18 protein-coding genes, 1 tRNA gene and 1 pseudogene are annotated in these 16,760 nt (G+C 58.6%); 16 read left to right on the forward strand and 4 right to left on the reverse strand.

The genetic code is table 11. From position 1 onward, the window contains the following. Positions 1-6 precede the first annotated feature (6 nt). From ACZ1HN_RS22095 to ACZ1HN_RS22125, 7 genes are all read left to right on the forward strand, one after another. Positions 7-339: a TIGR02300 family protein gene (locus tag ACZ1HN_RS22095; protein WP_299208668.1), complete on the forward strand. Its 333-nt coding sequence runs from the start codon at positions 7-9 to the stop codon at positions 337-339. Between the two features lie 90 nt (positions 340-429). Beyond that, positions 430-505: transfer RNA gene (locus ACZ1HN_RS22100), tRNA-Ala, on the forward strand. A gap of 321 nt (positions 506-826) precedes the next feature. Further along, a complete protein-coding gene (gene phnC, locus ACZ1HN_RS22105; RefSeq protein ID WP_472729049.1) occupies positions 827-1,648 on the forward strand; it encodes a phosphonate ABC transporter ATP-binding protein in 822 nt (273 codons plus the stop codon). A 51-nt stretch (positions 1,649-1,699) separates the two neighbouring features. Continuing rightward, positions 1,700-2,605, forward strand: coding sequence for a phosphonate ABC transporter substrate-binding protein (gene phnD, locus ACZ1HN_RS22110; RefSeq protein WP_472729050.1), 906 nt, complete (start codon positions 1,700-1,702; stop codon positions 2,603-2,605). Between the two features lie 63 nt (positions 2,606-2,668). Continuing rightward, positions 2,669-3,550, forward strand: a complete 882-nt coding sequence (phnE, locus tag ACZ1HN_RS22115) for a phosphonate ABC transporter, permease protein PhnE (protein ID WP_472729051.1) — start codon at positions 2,669-2,671, stop codon at positions 3,548-3,550. Beyond that, a complete protein-coding gene (gene phnE / locus ACZ1HN_RS22120) occupies positions 3,547-4,866 on the forward strand; it encodes a phosphonate ABC transporter, permease protein PhnE (protein ID WP_472729052.1) in 1,320 nt (439 codons plus the stop codon). Before phnE (ACZ1HN_RS22115) ends, phnE (ACZ1HN_RS22120) begins: the two co-directional genes overlap by 4 nt. Then, positions 4,866-5,483 (forward strand): LbetaH domain-containing protein, encoded by a 618-nt coding sequence (locus ACZ1HN_RS22125; protein ID WP_472729366.1) that lies wholly within the window; start codon positions 4,866-4,868, stop codon positions 5,481-5,483. Before phnE (ACZ1HN_RS22120) ends, ACZ1HN_RS22125 begins: the two co-directional genes overlap by 1 nt. 1 nt (position 5,484) lies before the next feature. On the opposite strand, the gene ACZ1HN_RS22130 is transcribed toward ACZ1HN_RS22125, so the two are convergent. Next, a complete protein-coding gene (locus ACZ1HN_RS22130; protein WP_472729053.1) occupies positions 5,485-6,666 on the reverse strand; it encodes an alpha-D-ribose 1-methylphosphonate 5-triphosphate diphosphatase in 1,182 nt (393 codons plus the stop codon). Positions 6,667-6,748: 82 nt separating this feature from the next. Further along, positions 6,749-7,462, reverse strand: coding sequence for a phosphonate metabolism transcriptional regulator PhnF (gene phnF / locus ACZ1HN_RS22135; protein WP_472729054.1), 714 nt, complete (start codon positions 7,460-7,462; stop codon positions 6,749-6,751). Between the two features lie 102 nt (positions 7,463-7,564). Here phnF and phnG point away from each other — a divergent pair, with 102 nt between their 5' ends. The 8 genes and pseudogenes from phnG (at position 7,565) to phnN (ending at position 12,906) form a co-directional block, all read left to right on the forward strand. Next, positions 7,565-8,020 carry a phosphonate C-P lyase system protein PhnG gene (phnG, locus tag ACZ1HN_RS22140; RefSeq protein WP_472729055.1) on the forward strand — a complete coding sequence of 152 codons (456 nt, stop codon included), beginning with the start codon at positions 7,565-7,567 and terminating at the stop codon, positions 8,018-8,020. Then, positions 8,020-8,580 (forward strand): phosphonate C-P lyase system protein PhnH, encoded by a 561-nt coding sequence (phnH, locus tag ACZ1HN_RS22145; RefSeq protein WP_472729056.1) that lies wholly within the window; start codon positions 8,020-8,022, stop codon positions 8,578-8,580. Before phnG ends, phnH begins: the two co-directional genes overlap by 1 nt. Position 8,581: 1 nt before the next feature. Next, positions 8,582-9,672 (forward strand): annotated as a pseudogene (locus ACZ1HN_RS22150) (carbon-phosphorus lyase complex subunit). Then, complete coding sequence (locus tag ACZ1HN_RS22155) at positions 9,669-10,538, forward strand: alpha-D-ribose 1-methylphosphonate 5-phosphate C-P-lyase PhnJ (RefSeq protein WP_472729057.1); 870 nt, start codon at positions 9,669-9,671, stop codon at positions 10,536-10,538. The pseudogene ACZ1HN_RS22150 and the gene ACZ1HN_RS22155 overlap by 4 nt, the downstream one beginning before the upstream one ends. After that, positions 10,535-10,873 carry an NIPSNAP family protein gene (locus tag ACZ1HN_RS22160; RefSeq protein WP_299701787.1) on the forward strand — a complete coding sequence of 113 codons (339 nt, stop codon included), beginning with the start codon at positions 10,535-10,537 and terminating at the stop codon, positions 10,871-10,873. Before ACZ1HN_RS22155 ends, ACZ1HN_RS22160 begins: the two co-directional genes overlap by 4 nt. After that, positions 10,870-11,640, forward strand: coding sequence for a phosphonate C-P lyase system protein PhnK (gene phnK, locus ACZ1HN_RS22165; protein WP_472729058.1), 771 nt, complete (start codon positions 10,870-10,872; stop codon positions 11,638-11,640). Before ACZ1HN_RS22160 ends, phnK begins: the two co-directional genes overlap by 4 nt. Positions 11,641-11,683: 43 nt before the next feature. Next, positions 11,684-12,367 (forward strand): phosphonate C-P lyase system protein PhnL, encoded by a 684-nt coding sequence (phnL, locus tag ACZ1HN_RS22170; RefSeq protein WP_472729059.1) that lies wholly within the window; start codon positions 11,684-11,686, stop codon positions 12,365-12,367. After that, positions 12,364-12,906 (forward strand): phosphonate metabolism protein/1,5-bisphosphokinase (PRPP-forming) PhnN, encoded by a 543-nt coding sequence (phnN, locus tag ACZ1HN_RS22175; protein ID WP_472729060.1) that lies wholly within the window; start codon positions 12,364-12,366, stop codon positions 12,904-12,906. Before phnL ends, phnN begins: the two co-directional genes overlap by 4 nt. Here phnN and ACZ1HN_RS22180 read toward each other — a convergent pair. Next, positions 12,888-13,568 (reverse strand): DUF1045 domain-containing protein, encoded by a 681-nt coding sequence (locus tag ACZ1HN_RS22180; RefSeq protein WP_472729061.1) that lies wholly within the window; start codon positions 13,566-13,568, stop codon positions 12,888-12,890. The genes phnN and ACZ1HN_RS22180 overlap by 19 nt on opposite strands. Before the next feature lie 34 nt (positions 13,569-13,602). Between ACZ1HN_RS22180 and ACZ1HN_RS22185 the strand changes: the two genes are divergently transcribed. Continuing rightward, a complete protein-coding gene (locus ACZ1HN_RS22185; RefSeq protein WP_472729062.1) occupies positions 13,603-14,745 on the forward strand; it encodes an alpha-D-ribose 1-methylphosphonate 5-triphosphate diphosphatase in 1,143 nt (380 codons plus the stop codon). A gap of 60 nt (positions 14,746-14,805) precedes the next feature. Here the strand turns inward: ACZ1HN_RS22185 and ACZ1HN_RS22190 are convergent, their stop codons facing one another. Further along, positions 14,806-16,737 (reverse strand): fasciclin domain-containing protein, encoded by a 1,932-nt coding sequence (locus ACZ1HN_RS22190; RefSeq protein WP_472729063.1) that lies wholly within the window; start codon positions 16,735-16,737, stop codon positions 14,806-14,808. Positions 16,738-16,760: the final 23 nt, after the last annotated feature.

The raw sequence follows: 16,760 nt of genomic DNA on the forward strand, positions 1-16,760 counted from the left end.
TGACACATGCCAAAGGAAGAATGGGGCACGAAACGACTATGTCCGACGACCGGAAAACGGTTCTACGATATGAACCGGACACCCATCATCAGCCCCTACACCGGTGATGCGGTCGAGGTCGACAGCACGAAAACCCGTATGATCGCGGCGGACGCCGAAGATGCCGCATCGGCCAAAAACAAGGCCAAGACCGTCGCGGACGGGGAGGATCAGGTGCTGGACGACGACGATGTCGAGGTCGAGCTGGATGATGATCTGCTGGATGATGATGACGACGACGAAGACAACGTCCCGCTCGACGAGCTGGCAGACGTGGCAGTCGAAGAAGACGAGTCGTAAACGCATGCGCCAAACGGGGTCTTTTTCGCTTGATCCCGTTTGGCAAAGCGCCTAATCAGCGGCGCACGGCTGGAAACAGCCACACAGGATGGGGCATTAGCTCAGCTGGGAGAGCGCCTGCATGGCATGCAGGAGGTCAGCGGTTCGATCCCGCTATGCTCCACCATCCCTCTCTCTCGCAAATCACGCAGAATGCGGCAGCAATGTCAGGCCCTGACTTGCGCGCGTCTACTGTGCTGCCACTGTGAGTGCAGCGGTTCGATCCCGCCATGGCTCAGCATTCAGTCTTTCTGATGCTGTGCGACGACGCCGATTTTATAAGGATGTTGTCTGCGACGAAGTCAGTCGGAACGCAGGTGTTCAATCAGGCTTTTGGGATGGTCCATCGCTGTAGCGACACGCAGCCGTGTCACAAAAATTTCGCTTATCTGATACATTTTCGAATCCAACACCGCCGATACACCCGGGCATAAAACCGGGGAATGGTATGCTTAAGATCGAACGGCTGACCAAAGCATTTGGGCAGAACATAGCAGTTGATACTGCATCGGTAGAAATCAACCGCCCCCAGATGATCGGTATCATTGGACGCTCTGGCGCGGGCAAGTCGACCTTGCTGCGCATGTTGAACCGTCTCACCGACCACACGTCTGGCACCATCCATTTCGAAGGGCAGGACATCACCGCTCTGAAAGGTGCGGCAAAGCGCGCGTGGCAAAGCCAATGCGCGATGATCTTCCAACAGTTCAACCTGGTCCCGCGGATGGATGTGGTCTCGAACGTGCTTCATGGCACTTTGAACCGCCGGTCGACGGTCGCGACCCTGTTCAACTTGTACCCAACCGAAGACATTCATCGCGCAATCGACATCCTTGATCGGCTGGGCATTGCAGAACATGCACCAAAGCGGGCCGAAGCCCTCTCTGGTGGTCAGCAACAGCGCGTTGCGATTGCCCGCGCGCTTATGCAGGACCCAAAGATCATCCTTGCAGATGAGCCTATTGCCTCTCTCGACCCGATGAACGCACAGGTCGTGATGCAGGCCCTGCGACGCATCCACGAGGAAGATGGCCGCATGGTCATCGCAAACCTGCACACGCTGGATACAGCGCGGCGCTATTGTGACCGCGTGATCGGTATGCGGGCGGGCAGGATCGTATTTGACGCAACGCCTGGCAAGCTGACCACATCCATGGCCCGCGAAATCTATGGCGCCGGCGCCGAGTTTTCCGAGAGCGCAACCTCGACCGAGATCGAGACACTCGACGCTTCGGAAAAAGCCAAGATGGAGGCCGAGGCCTACGTCTGACCTTCGTCCCTGCCCATCCGGCGGGGATTTTTCGTTCCAACGGAGAGAACCATGAAAAAGATCATCGCTGCCGCCCTGGCAACCACAGCACTGGCGACAGTCGCCTCGGCTGAAGACATCACCGAATTCCGCATTGGCCTTTTGGGCGGTGAGAACGCTCAGGATCGCCTGAATTCAAATGAGTGCCTGCGCGCCTACACAGAGGAAACTCTTGGCGTTGAAACCAAGCTCTTTGCCCCTGCCGATTATGCAGGTGTGATCCAGGGCCTGGTTGGTGGCACGCTGGACATGGCATGGCTGGGTGCCTCGTCTTATGCAGCGACTTATCTGCAGAACCCCGACGCGGTTGAGCCCGTGCTGGTCAAGATCAACCTCGACGGCTCCTACGGCTATCATTCGATCGGGTTTGCCCGTGCCGACAGCAACATCACCAACCTGGACGAGATGGAAGGTAAAGTGTTCGGCTTTGGTGACCCCAACTCGACCTCCGGTTATCTGATCCCTTCGATCGAAATCCCGCAGGCCGCTGACAAGATCACAATGGAGTCCGGCGAATACTTTGGCGAGGTCAAGTTCACCGGCGGTCACGAGCAAACCATCGTTGCGGTCAACAACGGTGACATCGACGCTGGCGTGACCTGGGCAGACGGCCAGGGCAACTGGGAAGACGGTTACAACTCGGGCGCCTTGCGCAAAGCCGTGGACGCGGGCCTGATCGACATGAACGACCTGGTGCAAATCTGGAAATCCAAGCCGATCCCGGAAGGTCCCATCGTTCTGCGCAAGGACCTACCCGAAGACGTCAAAGCAAAGATGATCGCGCTGGTCGACAACATGTACGACACGGACAAAGACTGCACATACAGCATCTCGGCCGGTGAAAGCCTGGGCTTCGACCCGATCACCCACGAGGCGTACGTCTCTGTCATCGAAGCACGTAAAGCCAAATCCAACTGATTTAAGTGTGTGTCTGCCGGGTCCCCAGTAATTGGGGGCCCGGTAATTTATTGGGGTAAGGGCATGGTAGAAACAACTGCGGGCATCCGCGATCTGGGCAGCATCCAAGACGATTACTTGGCGTTGACCCGGCAAAAGCGTCTTTATTCATTTATTCTGTTGATCATATTCATAGCGCTCATGGTCGCCGGGTTCTCTGTCGCGGGGGGCCGCAATGCCGGATCTTTTTGGGGCGGGTTGGACAACTTTTTCGACTACCCTGCGGAGCTGGTGATCGAGGCGAGTGGCAAACTGTCCGAGTTGCCGGGCCATTTCGTGACCTTCTTTCCGGCCCTGATTGAAACGGTGAACATTGCCGCCGCCGCCACCTTGATCGGTGCCATCGCAGCTATTTTCCTGTCCCTGTTGTCAACACGCGGCATGGCGCGGTTCCCCGTTCTGATCCCGGTCTTTCGCCGCATCATGGACATCAGCCGCGCAATTCCCGAGATTGTCGTGGCGCTGGTGCTTATCTTCATCCTGGGCGGCGGCCCGGTTCCGGCGATGATTGCCATTGCAATCCACACTGCAGGCGCGTTGGGCAAACTGTTCTCGGAAGTGAACGAGAATGCAGACCTGAAACCGCTTGATGGCCTGGCATCGGTCGGAGCCGCTTGGGGGCAAAAGATGGCGCTTGGCATCGTCCCTCAGGTTGCACCCAATTGGCTGAGCTACGCGCTATTGCGGTTTGAAATCAACGTGCGCGCCTCGGCTATTCTGGGCTTTGTCGGCGCTGGCGGGCTTGGTTACGAGCTCAAGAACGCCATCAGTTGGGGGCAGGGTCGTTACGACGAAGCGGCTGCGATCTTCCTTCTGTTGTTCATCACCATCGTCGTGATTGACCAGACCTCAAGCCACTACCGGGATCGACTGACCCACGGGGCCAAATCGGAGCGCCGCGCATGACCATGCTAGACACCGCCGACCTGAAAGGGTCCGCAGACCGTGTGATGTCCCGCAAGCGGATCGTCAGTTTTGCCCTGCCCGCTCTGGTTCTGACCTATCTGGCCTATGTCTTCTTTGCCTTCGGTGTTCCCGACCTGATTGCCAAGGCCAGCGGAGCCAATGCGCGCGCGCTGATGGCCGACACCTACAGTCACAAGGTCCATGTGACCCGCGACAACCGAAATGGCACGGTGCGTGTCGCAATCGAGGGTGAAAGCAAAGGGGCCTATCCCGAAGGGGCGAGCCCGGACTGGGTGGCACTTGGCGAAGAGACAATCATTGATCTGGGAGGCGGTCATATCGTCACCTACCTGCCCGAGAACAATGGCGTAACATACAACGTGCCCGGATATGGGCTGATGACGTTCAAAGTGTCCCGATCACAAGGCGTCATCCAGGATTACCCGACGGGCGACATTCCAAACTGGGTTAACGCATCAAAGAACCGCGTGGCCGTGACGACAGAAGCCGGTCGTCTGTCGATCACCCGCAACCGCACCGAGGTGTTCCGATATTTTGTTGGCTGGGAACTGTTCTTTTTCACACTCGACAGCCCCTACCATGGCCTGGAGTTCGGCGAAGTGGTCGGCCGCGCCTTTGGTGGCGAGGCCGGAGCCATCGCGCAGGACTTCTGGACCAACAAGATGTGGCGGCATGGCGATGTGGCCTGGGCGATTTTTGAAACCATCCTGATGGCCTTTCTTGGAACCATGGGCGGGGCCATCGTCGCGCTTCCTTTGGCTTTCCTCGCTGCGCGCAATTTTGCGCCACTGGTGGCTGTGCGCATGGCAACGCGGCGCTTGTTCGACTTTATCCGCGGGGTGGATGCGTTGATCTGGACGATTATCCTGTCGCGCGCATTTGGCCTTGGTCCGTTGACGGGAGCGTTGGCCATCCTGATCACGGACACTGGCACCTTTGGCAAACTGTTCTCGGAAGCGCTGGAAAACGTGGACAAGAAGCAGATGGAAGGCGTGCAATCGACCGGCGCAAAACCGATCCAGCGCTACCGGTTTGGTGTGATCCCGCAGATCACGCCGGTGCTGATTTCACAGATTTTGTATTTCCTTGAATCCAACACCCGCAGCGCCACAGTTATCGGCGCCATCACTGGCGGCGGTATCGGACTATTGCTTACACAAGCCATCATCACCCAGAAGGATTGGGAAGAGGTTAGTTACTACATTATGCTGATTGTCGTGATGGTCGTTTTTATGGACTGGCTATCGGGATTGCTGCGGCGCAAGCTGATCACAGGGGGTAAAGACGGACATTGATCCCACGACTGCGCGAAGAGCCATACTTGCATGAGCAAGTGGAAGCCGTGAACACAACGCTGGGGCGATACACCCAGATCGGTCAGAACACTCGGCTCGCACAAGTGGAGATGGGCGATTACAGTTATTGTGATCGGTTTTGCGATTTGGCAAACGTGACGGTAGGCAAGTTCGCCAACATCGCCAGCTTCGTCCGCATCGGGGCGACAGACCACCCGTTGGATCGCGCATCCCTGCACCATTTTATGTATCGTTCGGCCAGTTATTGGAACGATGCGGAAGATGACGCTGATTGGTTCGCACATCGGGCGTCACGGCGCGCCTTTGTCGGGCATGACACGTGGATTGGCCACAACGCGCAAATCAAGCCCGACGTGACCATCGGCCATGGTGCCGTCATCGCATCCGGCGCCATTGTGACCAAGAACGTGGCCCCTTACACCATCGTGGGCGGGGTCACCGCCAGCAAACTCCGCGACCGGTATGCGCCGGGTGTCGCGGATCGCATGATGGCATTGGCATGGTGGGATTGGGATCACGCCACCTTGCGCACAAGGCTTGATGACTTCCGCCACCTGAACGCCGAAGCCTTTCTGGAAAAATACGAACGCCTCTGAGCTATTCCGCTGCGACCGACAGCGACGCATGCAGCGCACTGACGCGGTTAGCAACATCACCACACAGATGTGTCCAACGACCACCCGCCATGGTCGCTTCTATCTGACGTGTGTCGATATTGATGATGGTCAGATCCGCACGCTTTCCGACGTCCAGGGTGCCGCGATCATCCAGCCCCATGATCTGGGCCGGGCGGGACGAAATCATGCCCCAAGCGGAAGACAGGCTCCGCAGACCTTGGTCGGCCAAGGTAAATGCGGCTTGCGCCAAGGCGGGATAGTAGTAGTCGGACACAAGCGCATCACACGCGCTTTCGCTGATCAGCGTGGCAGCCGCAATGTTGTTTGACTGACTGCCACCACGCACCACGTTTGGAGCGCCCATGAGGATCGGGTCTCCCCATGTGCGGGCGACGACCGCGGCCTTCATGGAGGTTGGAAACTCACAAACCTTTGCCCCGATCATGGAATAGCGTTCACGGGTGGCAGCATCCTGATCATCATGGCTCCCATACGTCACACCGAGACGATCAAAGGCTGAGGCGAGATTGCACAAATACCGGGGAACATCCTTGTCCCGCTCCTTGGCTGCCCTGACCAGGACCATATGCTCATCCGGCGTGCGCCCTGATTTGGCCGCCCAGACGGTTATTGCCTCCGGCTTGGCAGTTGCCAGCTCAACGGCCTCGTCGAGATGGTTGTTGAAGATAACATAGTCGATCCCATGCTCCCGGATCGCAGCCAGCAATCGATCCTGATGGTCCATCGTGTGCGTTTCACACCGGATCTGCACACGAAGGTCGGTCTGCATCTGCGGGCGATAGGCCGCGAGGGCGGCAAGGAACGCTTCGGCATAGTCCGGGCTGCGGTGACCGCCTTCCCAGCTCCAGCTTTGGGCCATCCAGGCCGTCGTTACGCCATTGGCGGCAGCATCTCGGTCGGTCCCGACGAGGCCAGTTTGCAATGGGAAAGGTGCTGACGGCCGTGGCGCCATGTGATGCTCGAATGCGTCGCCGTGCAAATCAATGATGCCCGGCATAACCAGGTATCCGTGCAGGTTCAAATCACGATCCGCCGCATCGACCAGCATGCCGTCTGCGACACTAACGGGTGCATCGACCAACGCATCACCGCGCAAAACGCGTGCACCGACAAAGCGCATGGAAGGATAAGACTGGTGCATCAATCTGCTCGAACACTTGTGCTGATACTCGTCTGGATAGAATAGCCTGTGGATATGTCAGCGCCGTGACATCGCAGAACTTTCACATGTCGTCTGACAAGGTCAGCGTAACGCGGTCCCCGGCGAACCATGTCCGCCCCAGTTCAATCGGTTGCCCGGTCAGGTCGGCATTTACGCCAACACTGCGCAACAAAGGCGCCCCTTCGGCAAGTCGGAGGTTAAGGGCCTGCGTTGCCGTCGCGGCTGTGGCGGTCAATCGCGTCCATGCGCGTGTGTAGTCGGAGACCTTACCAGCCTTCAGCGCCGCGGTGACCGAGCCCGACGCTTCCAAAGCCCTCGGAAGGTCAGGAAACCGCGCAGCGGGGAAGATCGAACAGAACAGCGCGATGGGTTGATCATCGGCAAAGCTGAGGCCGTCATAAACATGCACCTGCGCGGCTTCTTCAAGCTGCAACGCCTCCTGCTCTTTGGAGCTGGCAAGGCGGGTAATAACCGATAGAACCTGTTTGGCCGGGGTGCGGCCAGCGGCCCTGAGGTTTTGGTGGAAGCGCACGCGTCGACCAATCGGATAGTCGGTCGGCGTTTGCGCAACAAATGCACCCGCCCCACGCCGCGTATGCACGGTTCCAACTTTGACCAGGGCAGACAGCGCATGGCGCACCGTATGCCTGTTCACACCAAACCGGGCCGATAGCTGCGCCTCGGTCGGAAGTTTGTCGCCAGGACTGTAGAGACCATCGGCAATTTCGCGGGAGAGGGTATCCGCAATGGATTTCCAGATGGGCGTGCGCGCCATGTGTCACGGAACTTTCACATCAAGTCGGTGGACGTGGCGAGGCGACTCGCCTATTATTTGTCTAGTTGTATAGGAATCTCGACAACTTCGCAAGGTGTATAGATGGACGGATCAAGCGACCCAAATGCAGCGCGAAAGGCATGGTTATCGGTGTTGTCCAAGGCCTCGGCGACTGACCTTGCAAACCTCTGGAGCAAAGCTGGCTACGATCCAGCACACGAGGTGCTGCGTGCCCCCGAGATTGGCGCCGTGATGGTCCGTGGCCGCGCCGGTGCAGTTGGCGCGCCGTTCAATCTGGGCGAAATGACCGTCACGCGCTGTTCCATCCGCCTCGCTTCCGGAGAAGTGGGCCATGGCTATGTTCAGGGACGCGACAAGAACCATGCGACGCAAGCCGCTTTGGCCGACGCTCTCATGCAAACTGTTGATGCAATGGACGTCGGCGCCTCAATCATTGCGCCCTTGCGCAAAGCCGCTGAACAACGTCGCGCGACGCGAGGCGCAAAGGCGGCGGCGACCAAGGTGGACTTCTTTACAATGGTACGAGGGGAGGACTGATGGAGCATTCAAGTCTGGCAGGCGGCTTCACCGACCCGCCCCAGGAAAGCGCACAGGCTTTTCGCGGGATCATGCGCGCCATGGCCTGTCCTGGAACGATTTGCGATGTCGCGGGGGCCGTGCCGCCCGCCCCATTGTCCGTCGCGGCAGGGACCGTTCTGATAACCCTCGCCGACCACGACACTGGCGTACACTTGGCGGGACATTACAACGTCCAAGCCGTACGCGATTGGATAACGTTTCAGACAGGCGCGCCTTTGGTTGACGCCGCTGATGCACAATTCGTTCTGGGAACTTGGGAGGATATCGACCTGTCCAATCTTGCGGTTGGCACCGCAGAATATCCCGACCGGTCGGCGACTGTCATTGTCGACCTGCCCGTATTGAAGGCCGAAGGCGCAACACTGAAAGGGCCGGGTATTAGGGACGTCGCGCAGCTCAACCTGCCTGATCTGGGGACGTTCCAGCGCAATGCTACGCTGTTCCCTCTTGGGCTGGACTTCATGTTCACATGCGGGGCGCACATTGCTGCCCTGCCCCGCAGCACAAAGGTGTCCTGACATGTATGTTGCCGTCAAAGGAGGCGAAAAGGCCATAGACGCAGCCCATGCCTGGCTGGCCGAGGAACGGCGCGGGCCCGTGGATGTGGCTGAACTGTCCGTAGATCAGATCAAGGGACAGTTGAAACTGGCAGTGAACCGCGTCCTGGCCGAAGGCTCGCTCTATGACCCGGACCTTGCTGCGCTCGCTATCAAGCAAGCGCGTGGCGATATGATCGAAGCGATCTTTCTGATCCGCGCCTATCGCACCACGCTGCCCAGAATTGGTGGATCGGCGCCGGTGGACACCGAAAGCATGTCCTGCGACCGCCGCGTGTCAGCCACGTTCAAGGACGCGCCGGGGGGCAGGTTCTTGGACCCACCTTTGATTACACGCACCGGCTGCTGGATTTCAAACTGGCCGCGGATGGGGATGTGCCCAACGCACCCGAACGCCAAAGCGATGACAGCTCCAAGCCACACATAATGTCCTATTTGGATCGCGAGGGGTTGATCCAGCCGGAACCGGAGGGCGCGGAAAGTCCGCCGGATCTAACAAGGGAACCCCTCGAATTGCCGGCGGATCGGGCGCTGCGCCTGCAATCTCTGACGCGAGCGGACGAAGGGTTCATCCTTGGCATGGCCTACTCGACCCAACGCGGATATGCCCGCAACCACGCTTTCGTGGCAGAGCTGCGTATAGGCACCTGCGCTGTCGAGATGGATATCCCCGAACTGGGTTTTGCGATTGAGATCGGCGAGGTCGAGCTCACCGAATGCGAAACCGTGAACCAGTTTCAGGGATCCAAGACCGAACCACCTCAGTTTACGCGGGGCTACGGGCTGGTGTTCGGCATGTCCGAGCGCAAGGCTATTTCGATGGCCCTCGTCGACCGCGCGCTTCGGTGGGAAGAACTGGGCGAAGACAACGTCGGTGCGCCCGCACAAGACGAAGAGTTTGTGCTGTACCATGCCGACAATATCCAAGCGACGGGCTTTCTGGAGCACATCAAATTGCCCCACTACGTGGATTTCCAGTCCGAACTTGAACTGATCCGTAAGTTACGGCGCGAGGCAATGGGATGTAACCAGCAGCAGGAGGCCGCCGAGTGACGGACTACAACTTTGCCTATCTGGATGAACAAACCAAACGCATGATCCGACGTGCGATCCTCAAGAGCTTAGCTATTCCAGGTTACCAGGTGCCCTTCGCCAGTCGAGAGATGCCGATGCCTTATGGCTGGGGCACCGGCGGGGTGCAGGTGTCTGCCGCCGTCATGACCCAAGAAGACGTGTTCAAGGTCATTGACCAAGGTGCAGACGACACGACCAATGCAGTGTCCATCCGACGTTTTTTTGAACATACTGCCGAAGTGGAAACAACCGAAACCACGGCGGAGGCGACAGTCATTCAGACCCGCCACCGCATCCCCGAAGAGCCCCTGACCGACGACCAGATCCTTGTGTACCAAGTACCGATCCCGGAACCCCTGCGCTTCCTTGAACCATCCGAGGTCGAAACCCGCAAGATGCACGCCCTTGAGGACTACGGGCTGATGCATGTGAAGCTGTACGAAGACATCAGCGCGCATGGCGCAATTGCCACGGCTTATGCTTACCCGGTCGAAGTCGAAGGGCGTTATGTGATGGACCCTTCCCCCATTCCCAAGTTCGACAACCCCAAGCTGAGCATGCCCGCAATCCAGCTGTTTGGTGCCGGGCGAGAACAGCGTATCTATGCCCTGCCCCCCTACACACAGGTGGTCAGCCTCGACTTTGAAGACTACCCTTTCGAGGCCACCAAAGCCAATCATCCATGCGGGTTGTGTGGATCGACGGACAGTTACTTGGACGAGCTGATCGTCGACGACGCTGGTGGTCGCATGTTTATGTGTTCCGACACGGACTACTGCGGCGCGCGCCGAGCCAATGGTCATGTGGGCGCTGAAGGAACACCCCTTCAGGAGGATGCAGTATGATCAATCAATTGCGTATCTATGACGTTCCACCAGAGAATACAGGACCGTTCCTCGATCGTTTTCGCGACCATGCGGCGCGGCTGATGAAGACATATGGGTTTCGTATCCAAGCAATGTGGACAGAGCAAACTGAGGACCGGTTGCGCTTTGTCTACTTGCTGGCTTGGCAGGACGAGGCCGAGATGAAAGACCGCTGGGCCGCGTTCATGGCCGATGAAGACTGGGCGCAGATCAAGAAAGAAACTGCTGCACAGCACGGCACATTCGTGCTGGGGATCGAAGACATTGTTTTGACGCCAACCGCGTTCAGCGCAGCGATTGGAGAAGACCAATGACGCCATTGTTGCAGGTTGAAGGGCTGTCCAAGTTCTATGGGCAACGTGTCGGCTGCGCGGATGTAAGCTTTGATCTGTATCCTGGTGAGGTGATGGGCATCGTTGGCGAAAGTGGGTCGGGCAAGTCGACCCTGCTGAACTGCATGGCCGGTCACCTGCCGCCCGACACTGGCCAGGTGCTGTTCAATACGCGCACAGACGGAATGCGCGACACGGTCACGATGAGTGAGCCGGAACGGCGCATGCTCGGTCGTACGGATTGGGCCTTTGTCCATCAGCACGCCCGAGACGGGCTGCGGATGAACGTCAGTGCTGGCGGGAATGTTAGTGAACGCCTGATGGCCGTGGGTGCGCGCCATTACGGCGACATCCGCGATCAGGCCATTGATTGGCTGGGGCGGGTCGAGATTGCTGCTGACCGCATCGACGACCGCCCCCGACAGTTCTCAGGCGGCATGCAACAGCGGCTACAGATTGCGCGCAATCTGGTGACGGGTCCGCGACTGGTCTTCATGGATGAACCGACGGGGGGTTTGGACGTCTCGGTGCAGGCGCGGTTGTTGGATCTGCTGCGCGGGTTGGTGCGCGAGATGGGTTTGAGCGCGATCATTGTGACCCATGATCTGGCCGTTGTGCGTCTGCTCGCTGACCGGTTGATGGTGATGAAGGACGGGCATGTGGTCGAAACGGGGCTGACCGATCAGGTGCTGGATGATCCGCAACACGCCTATTCGCAATTGCTGGTGTCGAGTGTGTTGCAGGTGTGACGAACAGGACAAACCCGAAGCTTTTGGCAAGAAGAAGATGAACATGATCAGAGTTGAAGACGTCGCCAAATCCTTTGTTCTGCACAATCAAGGCAGCGCAGTCATTCCAGTCATGCACAGCGCATCCCTGACGGTGAGCGCTGGCGAATGCGTGGCCTTGGTTGGCGCATCGGGTGCCGGAAAATCGACGTTGATGCGCATGATCTACGGCAACTACACCACACAAGCCGGCCAGATTATGGTTGGAGATGTCGATGTCGCTTCTGCCCCGCCACGCGACGTTCTGGCGCTGCGGCGCGAGACGCTGGGCTATGTCAGTCAGTTTTTGCGCGTGGTCCCGCGTGTGCCCACCATCGACGTCGTCAGTGAACCGTTGCGCGCCGTCGGTGTTGACGCTGAACAGGCTGACGCACGGGCACGCGACCTTCTTATGATGCTGAACATACCAGAACGGCTTTGGTCGCTTAGTCCGACAACCTTCTCCGGTGGTGAACAGCAGCGGGTGAACATCGCGCGTGGGTTTGCATATGACTATCCGGCCATGCTGCTTGATGAACCCACAGCGAGCCTTGATGCAACGAACCGCGCGGTCGTGCTTGAGCTGATTGAGCGCGCCAAGGCACGCGGAGCGGCCATCATTGGCATTTTCCATGATGAAGCCGCGCGCGCGCAGGTCTGTGATCGCGAGGTTGATGTCAGCCTCTTTACGCCGGAGCGGGCCGCATGACCGGGCGTCTCATCGCCGTTGTTGGGCCATCTGGCGTTGGCAAGGACACCGTGATGGACGCCATGTCCAAAGCAGCCCCCCGCCTTGGCCTAGTACGCAGAGTGATCACCCGCCCCGCAACGTCGGGGGGCGAGGTGTTTGCCGGTGTTTCAGAAGCGACGTTTCAGACGATGAAGCACGATGAGGCATTTGCCCTGTCTTGGACAGCGCATGGATTATCCTATGGGATTCCGACATCGGTTGATGCATGCCTCGCGTCAGGTCAGGACATGCTGGCCAACTTGTCGCGCGGAGTGTTAGCGCAGGCGCAATCTCGGTTTCCCGGTTTGATCGTTCTGGCTCTCACAGCAGATACTGACATTTTGGCGCGCCGTCTGTCAGCACGCGGGCGCGAGGACCATGCCGACATTGCCGCGCGTCTGGCGCGGGTTGGCGCAGGTCTTCCGGACGGCATCGAGGCAACCATCATCGACAATTCAAGCACGTTGGAGACCACCGTTCAAAAGGCGCTGAACGCGCTCTACCCGGTCAGGGCGTAGCGATGTATCTGATGAAACAACCCGTTCTTATCCTCGCCCAGCAGTGTCAGGCCATCGATCCGATAGGGCGACAGTTCGAACTCTGCCAAGGCCGGGGCCAAGGCAGTCTCAACGCGCGCTATCGCAGGTTTGTCCAGCTTGCCACTGAGTGTCAGATGAAACCGGAACTGGTCCAGCACATATGGGTAGCCCCAGCGCACAAGGTACGAATCTTGTGCAGCCGACAGATTGGCGCCACGGCGCTTGGCCAATTCTGTGTCGGTTGGCGGCGCGCGGAAAACGTCAAGCTCTTGCACGGCGCGAGCAGCCAAAACACCAAGGCTACTGGCATTACCACTTGGAACCAGAGCGAGGAAACGCCCGAGACGCGTCAGTTCAAGGCTATCGAGCGACACGGCCGCCGCATCCGCACACAGCGCGGCCAGCGCGGCCTTCAACTCATCCACCGTCTTTCCGTCCGCCAACCTGAACGGCGGCTTGATCGTCCCATGAAACCCATATTTGCGCGGCGTAGCTGTGACAGCAACACTGTCCAAACCGTCAACATCAGGGTGCGTGCGCTCAGCTCCGGCGGCGCTGTCCCAGCCCAACCATGCGGCGCCGAAATCAGCCAAGGGCGTACCCGGTTCGGGCGTGTAGTAGATGGCATAGCGCTTGAACATATCCCACCCCATTCCAGTTCGAGATGACAGGCACATGACACAAGATACGATCCTCGCCAACGCCAAGCTTGTGCTGCCTACAGAAGTGGTCACAGGGCATGTCGTCCTCCGCGATGGCCTGATTTCCGAAATTGGTACGGGCACGTCAGTGCCTGCAGGGGCTTTGGACTGTGAAGGCGATTTCCTCGCGCCGGGACTGATCGAACTGCATACCGACAACCTTGAGCGACACATCTCACCACGTCCCAAAGTGCCATGGCCGCACGGACCGGCGATCCTGGCACATGATCGGGAACTTGCGGGCACTGGCATTACCACCGTCTTCGACGCCATGCGTGTCGGGTCGATACCATCCGGCAAGGGGCGGTATCTCAAATATGCGCGCGAATTGTCATCCGAAATGCTGGCCCTGCGCGCGCAAGGCGTTCTCAAGATCAGTCACTTTCTGCATTTGCGTGCCGAAATCTGTTCGGAAACCCTTACAGACGAGCTCGCAGAGTTCACGCCCGATGACCGGGTCGGGATCGTCAGCTTGATGGACCACACCCCCGGTCAACGCCAATTCCGCGACATCGACAAAATGAAAGCCTATGTCATGGGCAAGAACAACCTCACCGAAGACGAGTTCGCCGCCCATGTCGAAAAGCTGCAAGATTTGCAGGACAGGCTGGGAGCCAAGCATGAGGCGGCGGCGGTTGCCGAGGCAGGTCGACTGGGCGCGGTCCTTGCCAGCCATGATGATACGACATCTGACCAAGTGACCACTTCCGCAAGGCATGGCGTCGCAGTCGCCGAGTTTCCGACCACCGTGGAAGCCGCAGAAATGTGTCGAGACAAAGATATCGCCATCATCATGGGCGCACCCAACCTGGTGCGGGGCGGGTCCCACTCGGGAAATGTTGCAGCCAAAGACTTGGCTAAACGTGACCTTCTCGACATTCTGTCCTCGGACTACGTGCCAGCCGCGCTGCTAATGTCCGCTGTCCAACTCGGGAACATGTGGGGCGATATGGCACGCGGCATTGCAACTGTCACCCGTACACCTGCCAAGTCAGTCGGACTTGAGGATCGCGGGGCGATTGCAGTGGGCAAACGAGCCGATCTCGTTCGCTTTGCACAAATGGATGGGGGTGCAGTAGCACGCGAGGTGTACAGCCTGGGGCGGCAGGTGGCTTGACGGGCAAAGTGCGGCCGACACCGAGATGCCGACCGCATTGGATTTTGACGACCCCGGTGCCTAGAGCAGGAAATCGTCCGTCGACAACAGATCGGCGCTCACCCCTTCCAGCGTGATGGTGGTTCGCCCAAAGCTCACGACCGCGCCGGTTTCACCGTCTTCTACGAAGTCCATGATGTCCCAATGGTCGCGGAAACCGCGCAGCACGATTGTGTCTTCGTCCTGGGTAAAGTCGGTGATGATGTCATCGCCATTGTGGCGGCCGAACACAAAGATGTCTTCGCCCTCTCCACCCGTCAGAACGTCGTCATCCGCCCCGCCGATCAAGCGATCATGTCCGGCACCGCCGTCCAAGGTGTCGTTGCCGCGACCACCTCGCAATCCATCATGGCCATCACCACCCAGACCAACATCGTTGCCGCGACCAAGTGCGATCAGATCATTCCCACCTCGGCCAAAGACAAAGTCGTCATTCGCGCCGGTGAAATTGAAGGATCGGCCATCACCGTCGATGATGAAATCGACACGCCCTGGCCCGTTGTCCGGTAGCACATCAACAGGAAGCAACACGCCATCGATCACGTGCGCGATGCCGTTTGAAGCTTCAAGGTTGACCTCGATGATGTTTGGATCGGCCAGGTCGGGGTCGTTGTCGACCAATTGCGTGCCGTCGACCCCAAGCGTTGCCCCCAGAAGCGTATCCAACGTAGACGCGCCCAGCACGGCTTCTGCATCCTGCGCCCCTGGCGAGACATGATAAAGCAGGATGTCCGTCAAAAGCGGGATTGGATCTGCGCCCGCGCTCAACAACGTCAGCGCATCCACGATGTAGGCAAAGGCGCCACCTTCGTCCGATCCATCAAAGCCCAAGGTTTGCGCCAACCCAACAAAGGCCGCGTCATTGGGGGCAAAGACCGTGAGATCTGCCTCTGGATCATCCAGCGCTCCGGCAAGGCCTGCCGCCTGTACCGCATTCAACAGGATATCAAAGTCTGTGCCGTCTGCGTCAAACACCCCGCCACTGGCCGCGACAAGCCCGGCCAGAGTTGGCACTGGCTCAGGTTCCGGCGTGTTCCCCGGAATGTCGATGGGCAAGAGCACACGGTCGATGGCCTGGATCGTGCCATTGGTGGCGGCAATATCGGGCACAACGATGTTGGGGTTTTCGATGTCCGGCTCGGCGTCGATCAATTCACTGCCGTCAGCAGCAAAAGACACGCCGGACAGAAGCGTGTCGACGGCTCCGACCGCTGCGATGTCCTCGGCTGACCGGGCGCCCGCTGCTACGTGATAGAGCAGTACATCTGTGAGAAGCGGGATTGGGTCCCCATCTGGTGCCAGCCCGGCCAATGCCTCTGCAATTGCACCGAAGACGGCATTTTCGTCCGACGTGTCGCCGTCAAATCCCAGATCAACCGCCAATTGGACAAACGCCGCGTCCGTTGGTGCAAACACCGTAATGTCGTTCAGGTTCTGTACCGTTTCGACAAGGTTCGCGGCGGTCAACGCCTGAACAAGGATGTTGAAATCGTCAGACCCCGCCGCAATCGCAACGATGTTTTGCGTGGTGTCTCCTGCGCCGAGATCCCGATATCGGACATGGCCGACGTTTACACCGCCAACCACCGTCAGTTCGGTCCCTGCCGGAGGCACAGGCCCGCGATAGGTGAAGAAATCCATGCTGTTATGCTCTTGTTCAAGCTCAACCAAAGCGTATTGGTTGCCGTCTGCGTCCTGAAGATGGAACACCCGCTCAGCATAAAGTCGGCCGCCATTGCCGATGTCTTCACCAGCCGATGTGATCGCTGCGTTCTGTCCGTGGCGATCCAAAGAGAAATCCAGGAAATCGCCGCTTAGGAACGGATCATTATCGGACACGGCAAATTCGAGTGTCGCAACAGCCGGCTGCGTGAAAACCGTACCGTGACCCAGGTTACCCTGGGTCAGGTCGCTTTCCGCAAAACCGGTAAAAGTGAACATGTTGATAGACATTTGTCACAGTCCTTCCGGTTTGT

This window comes from Tateyamaria sp. GN1-10 (assembly GCF_055693845.1).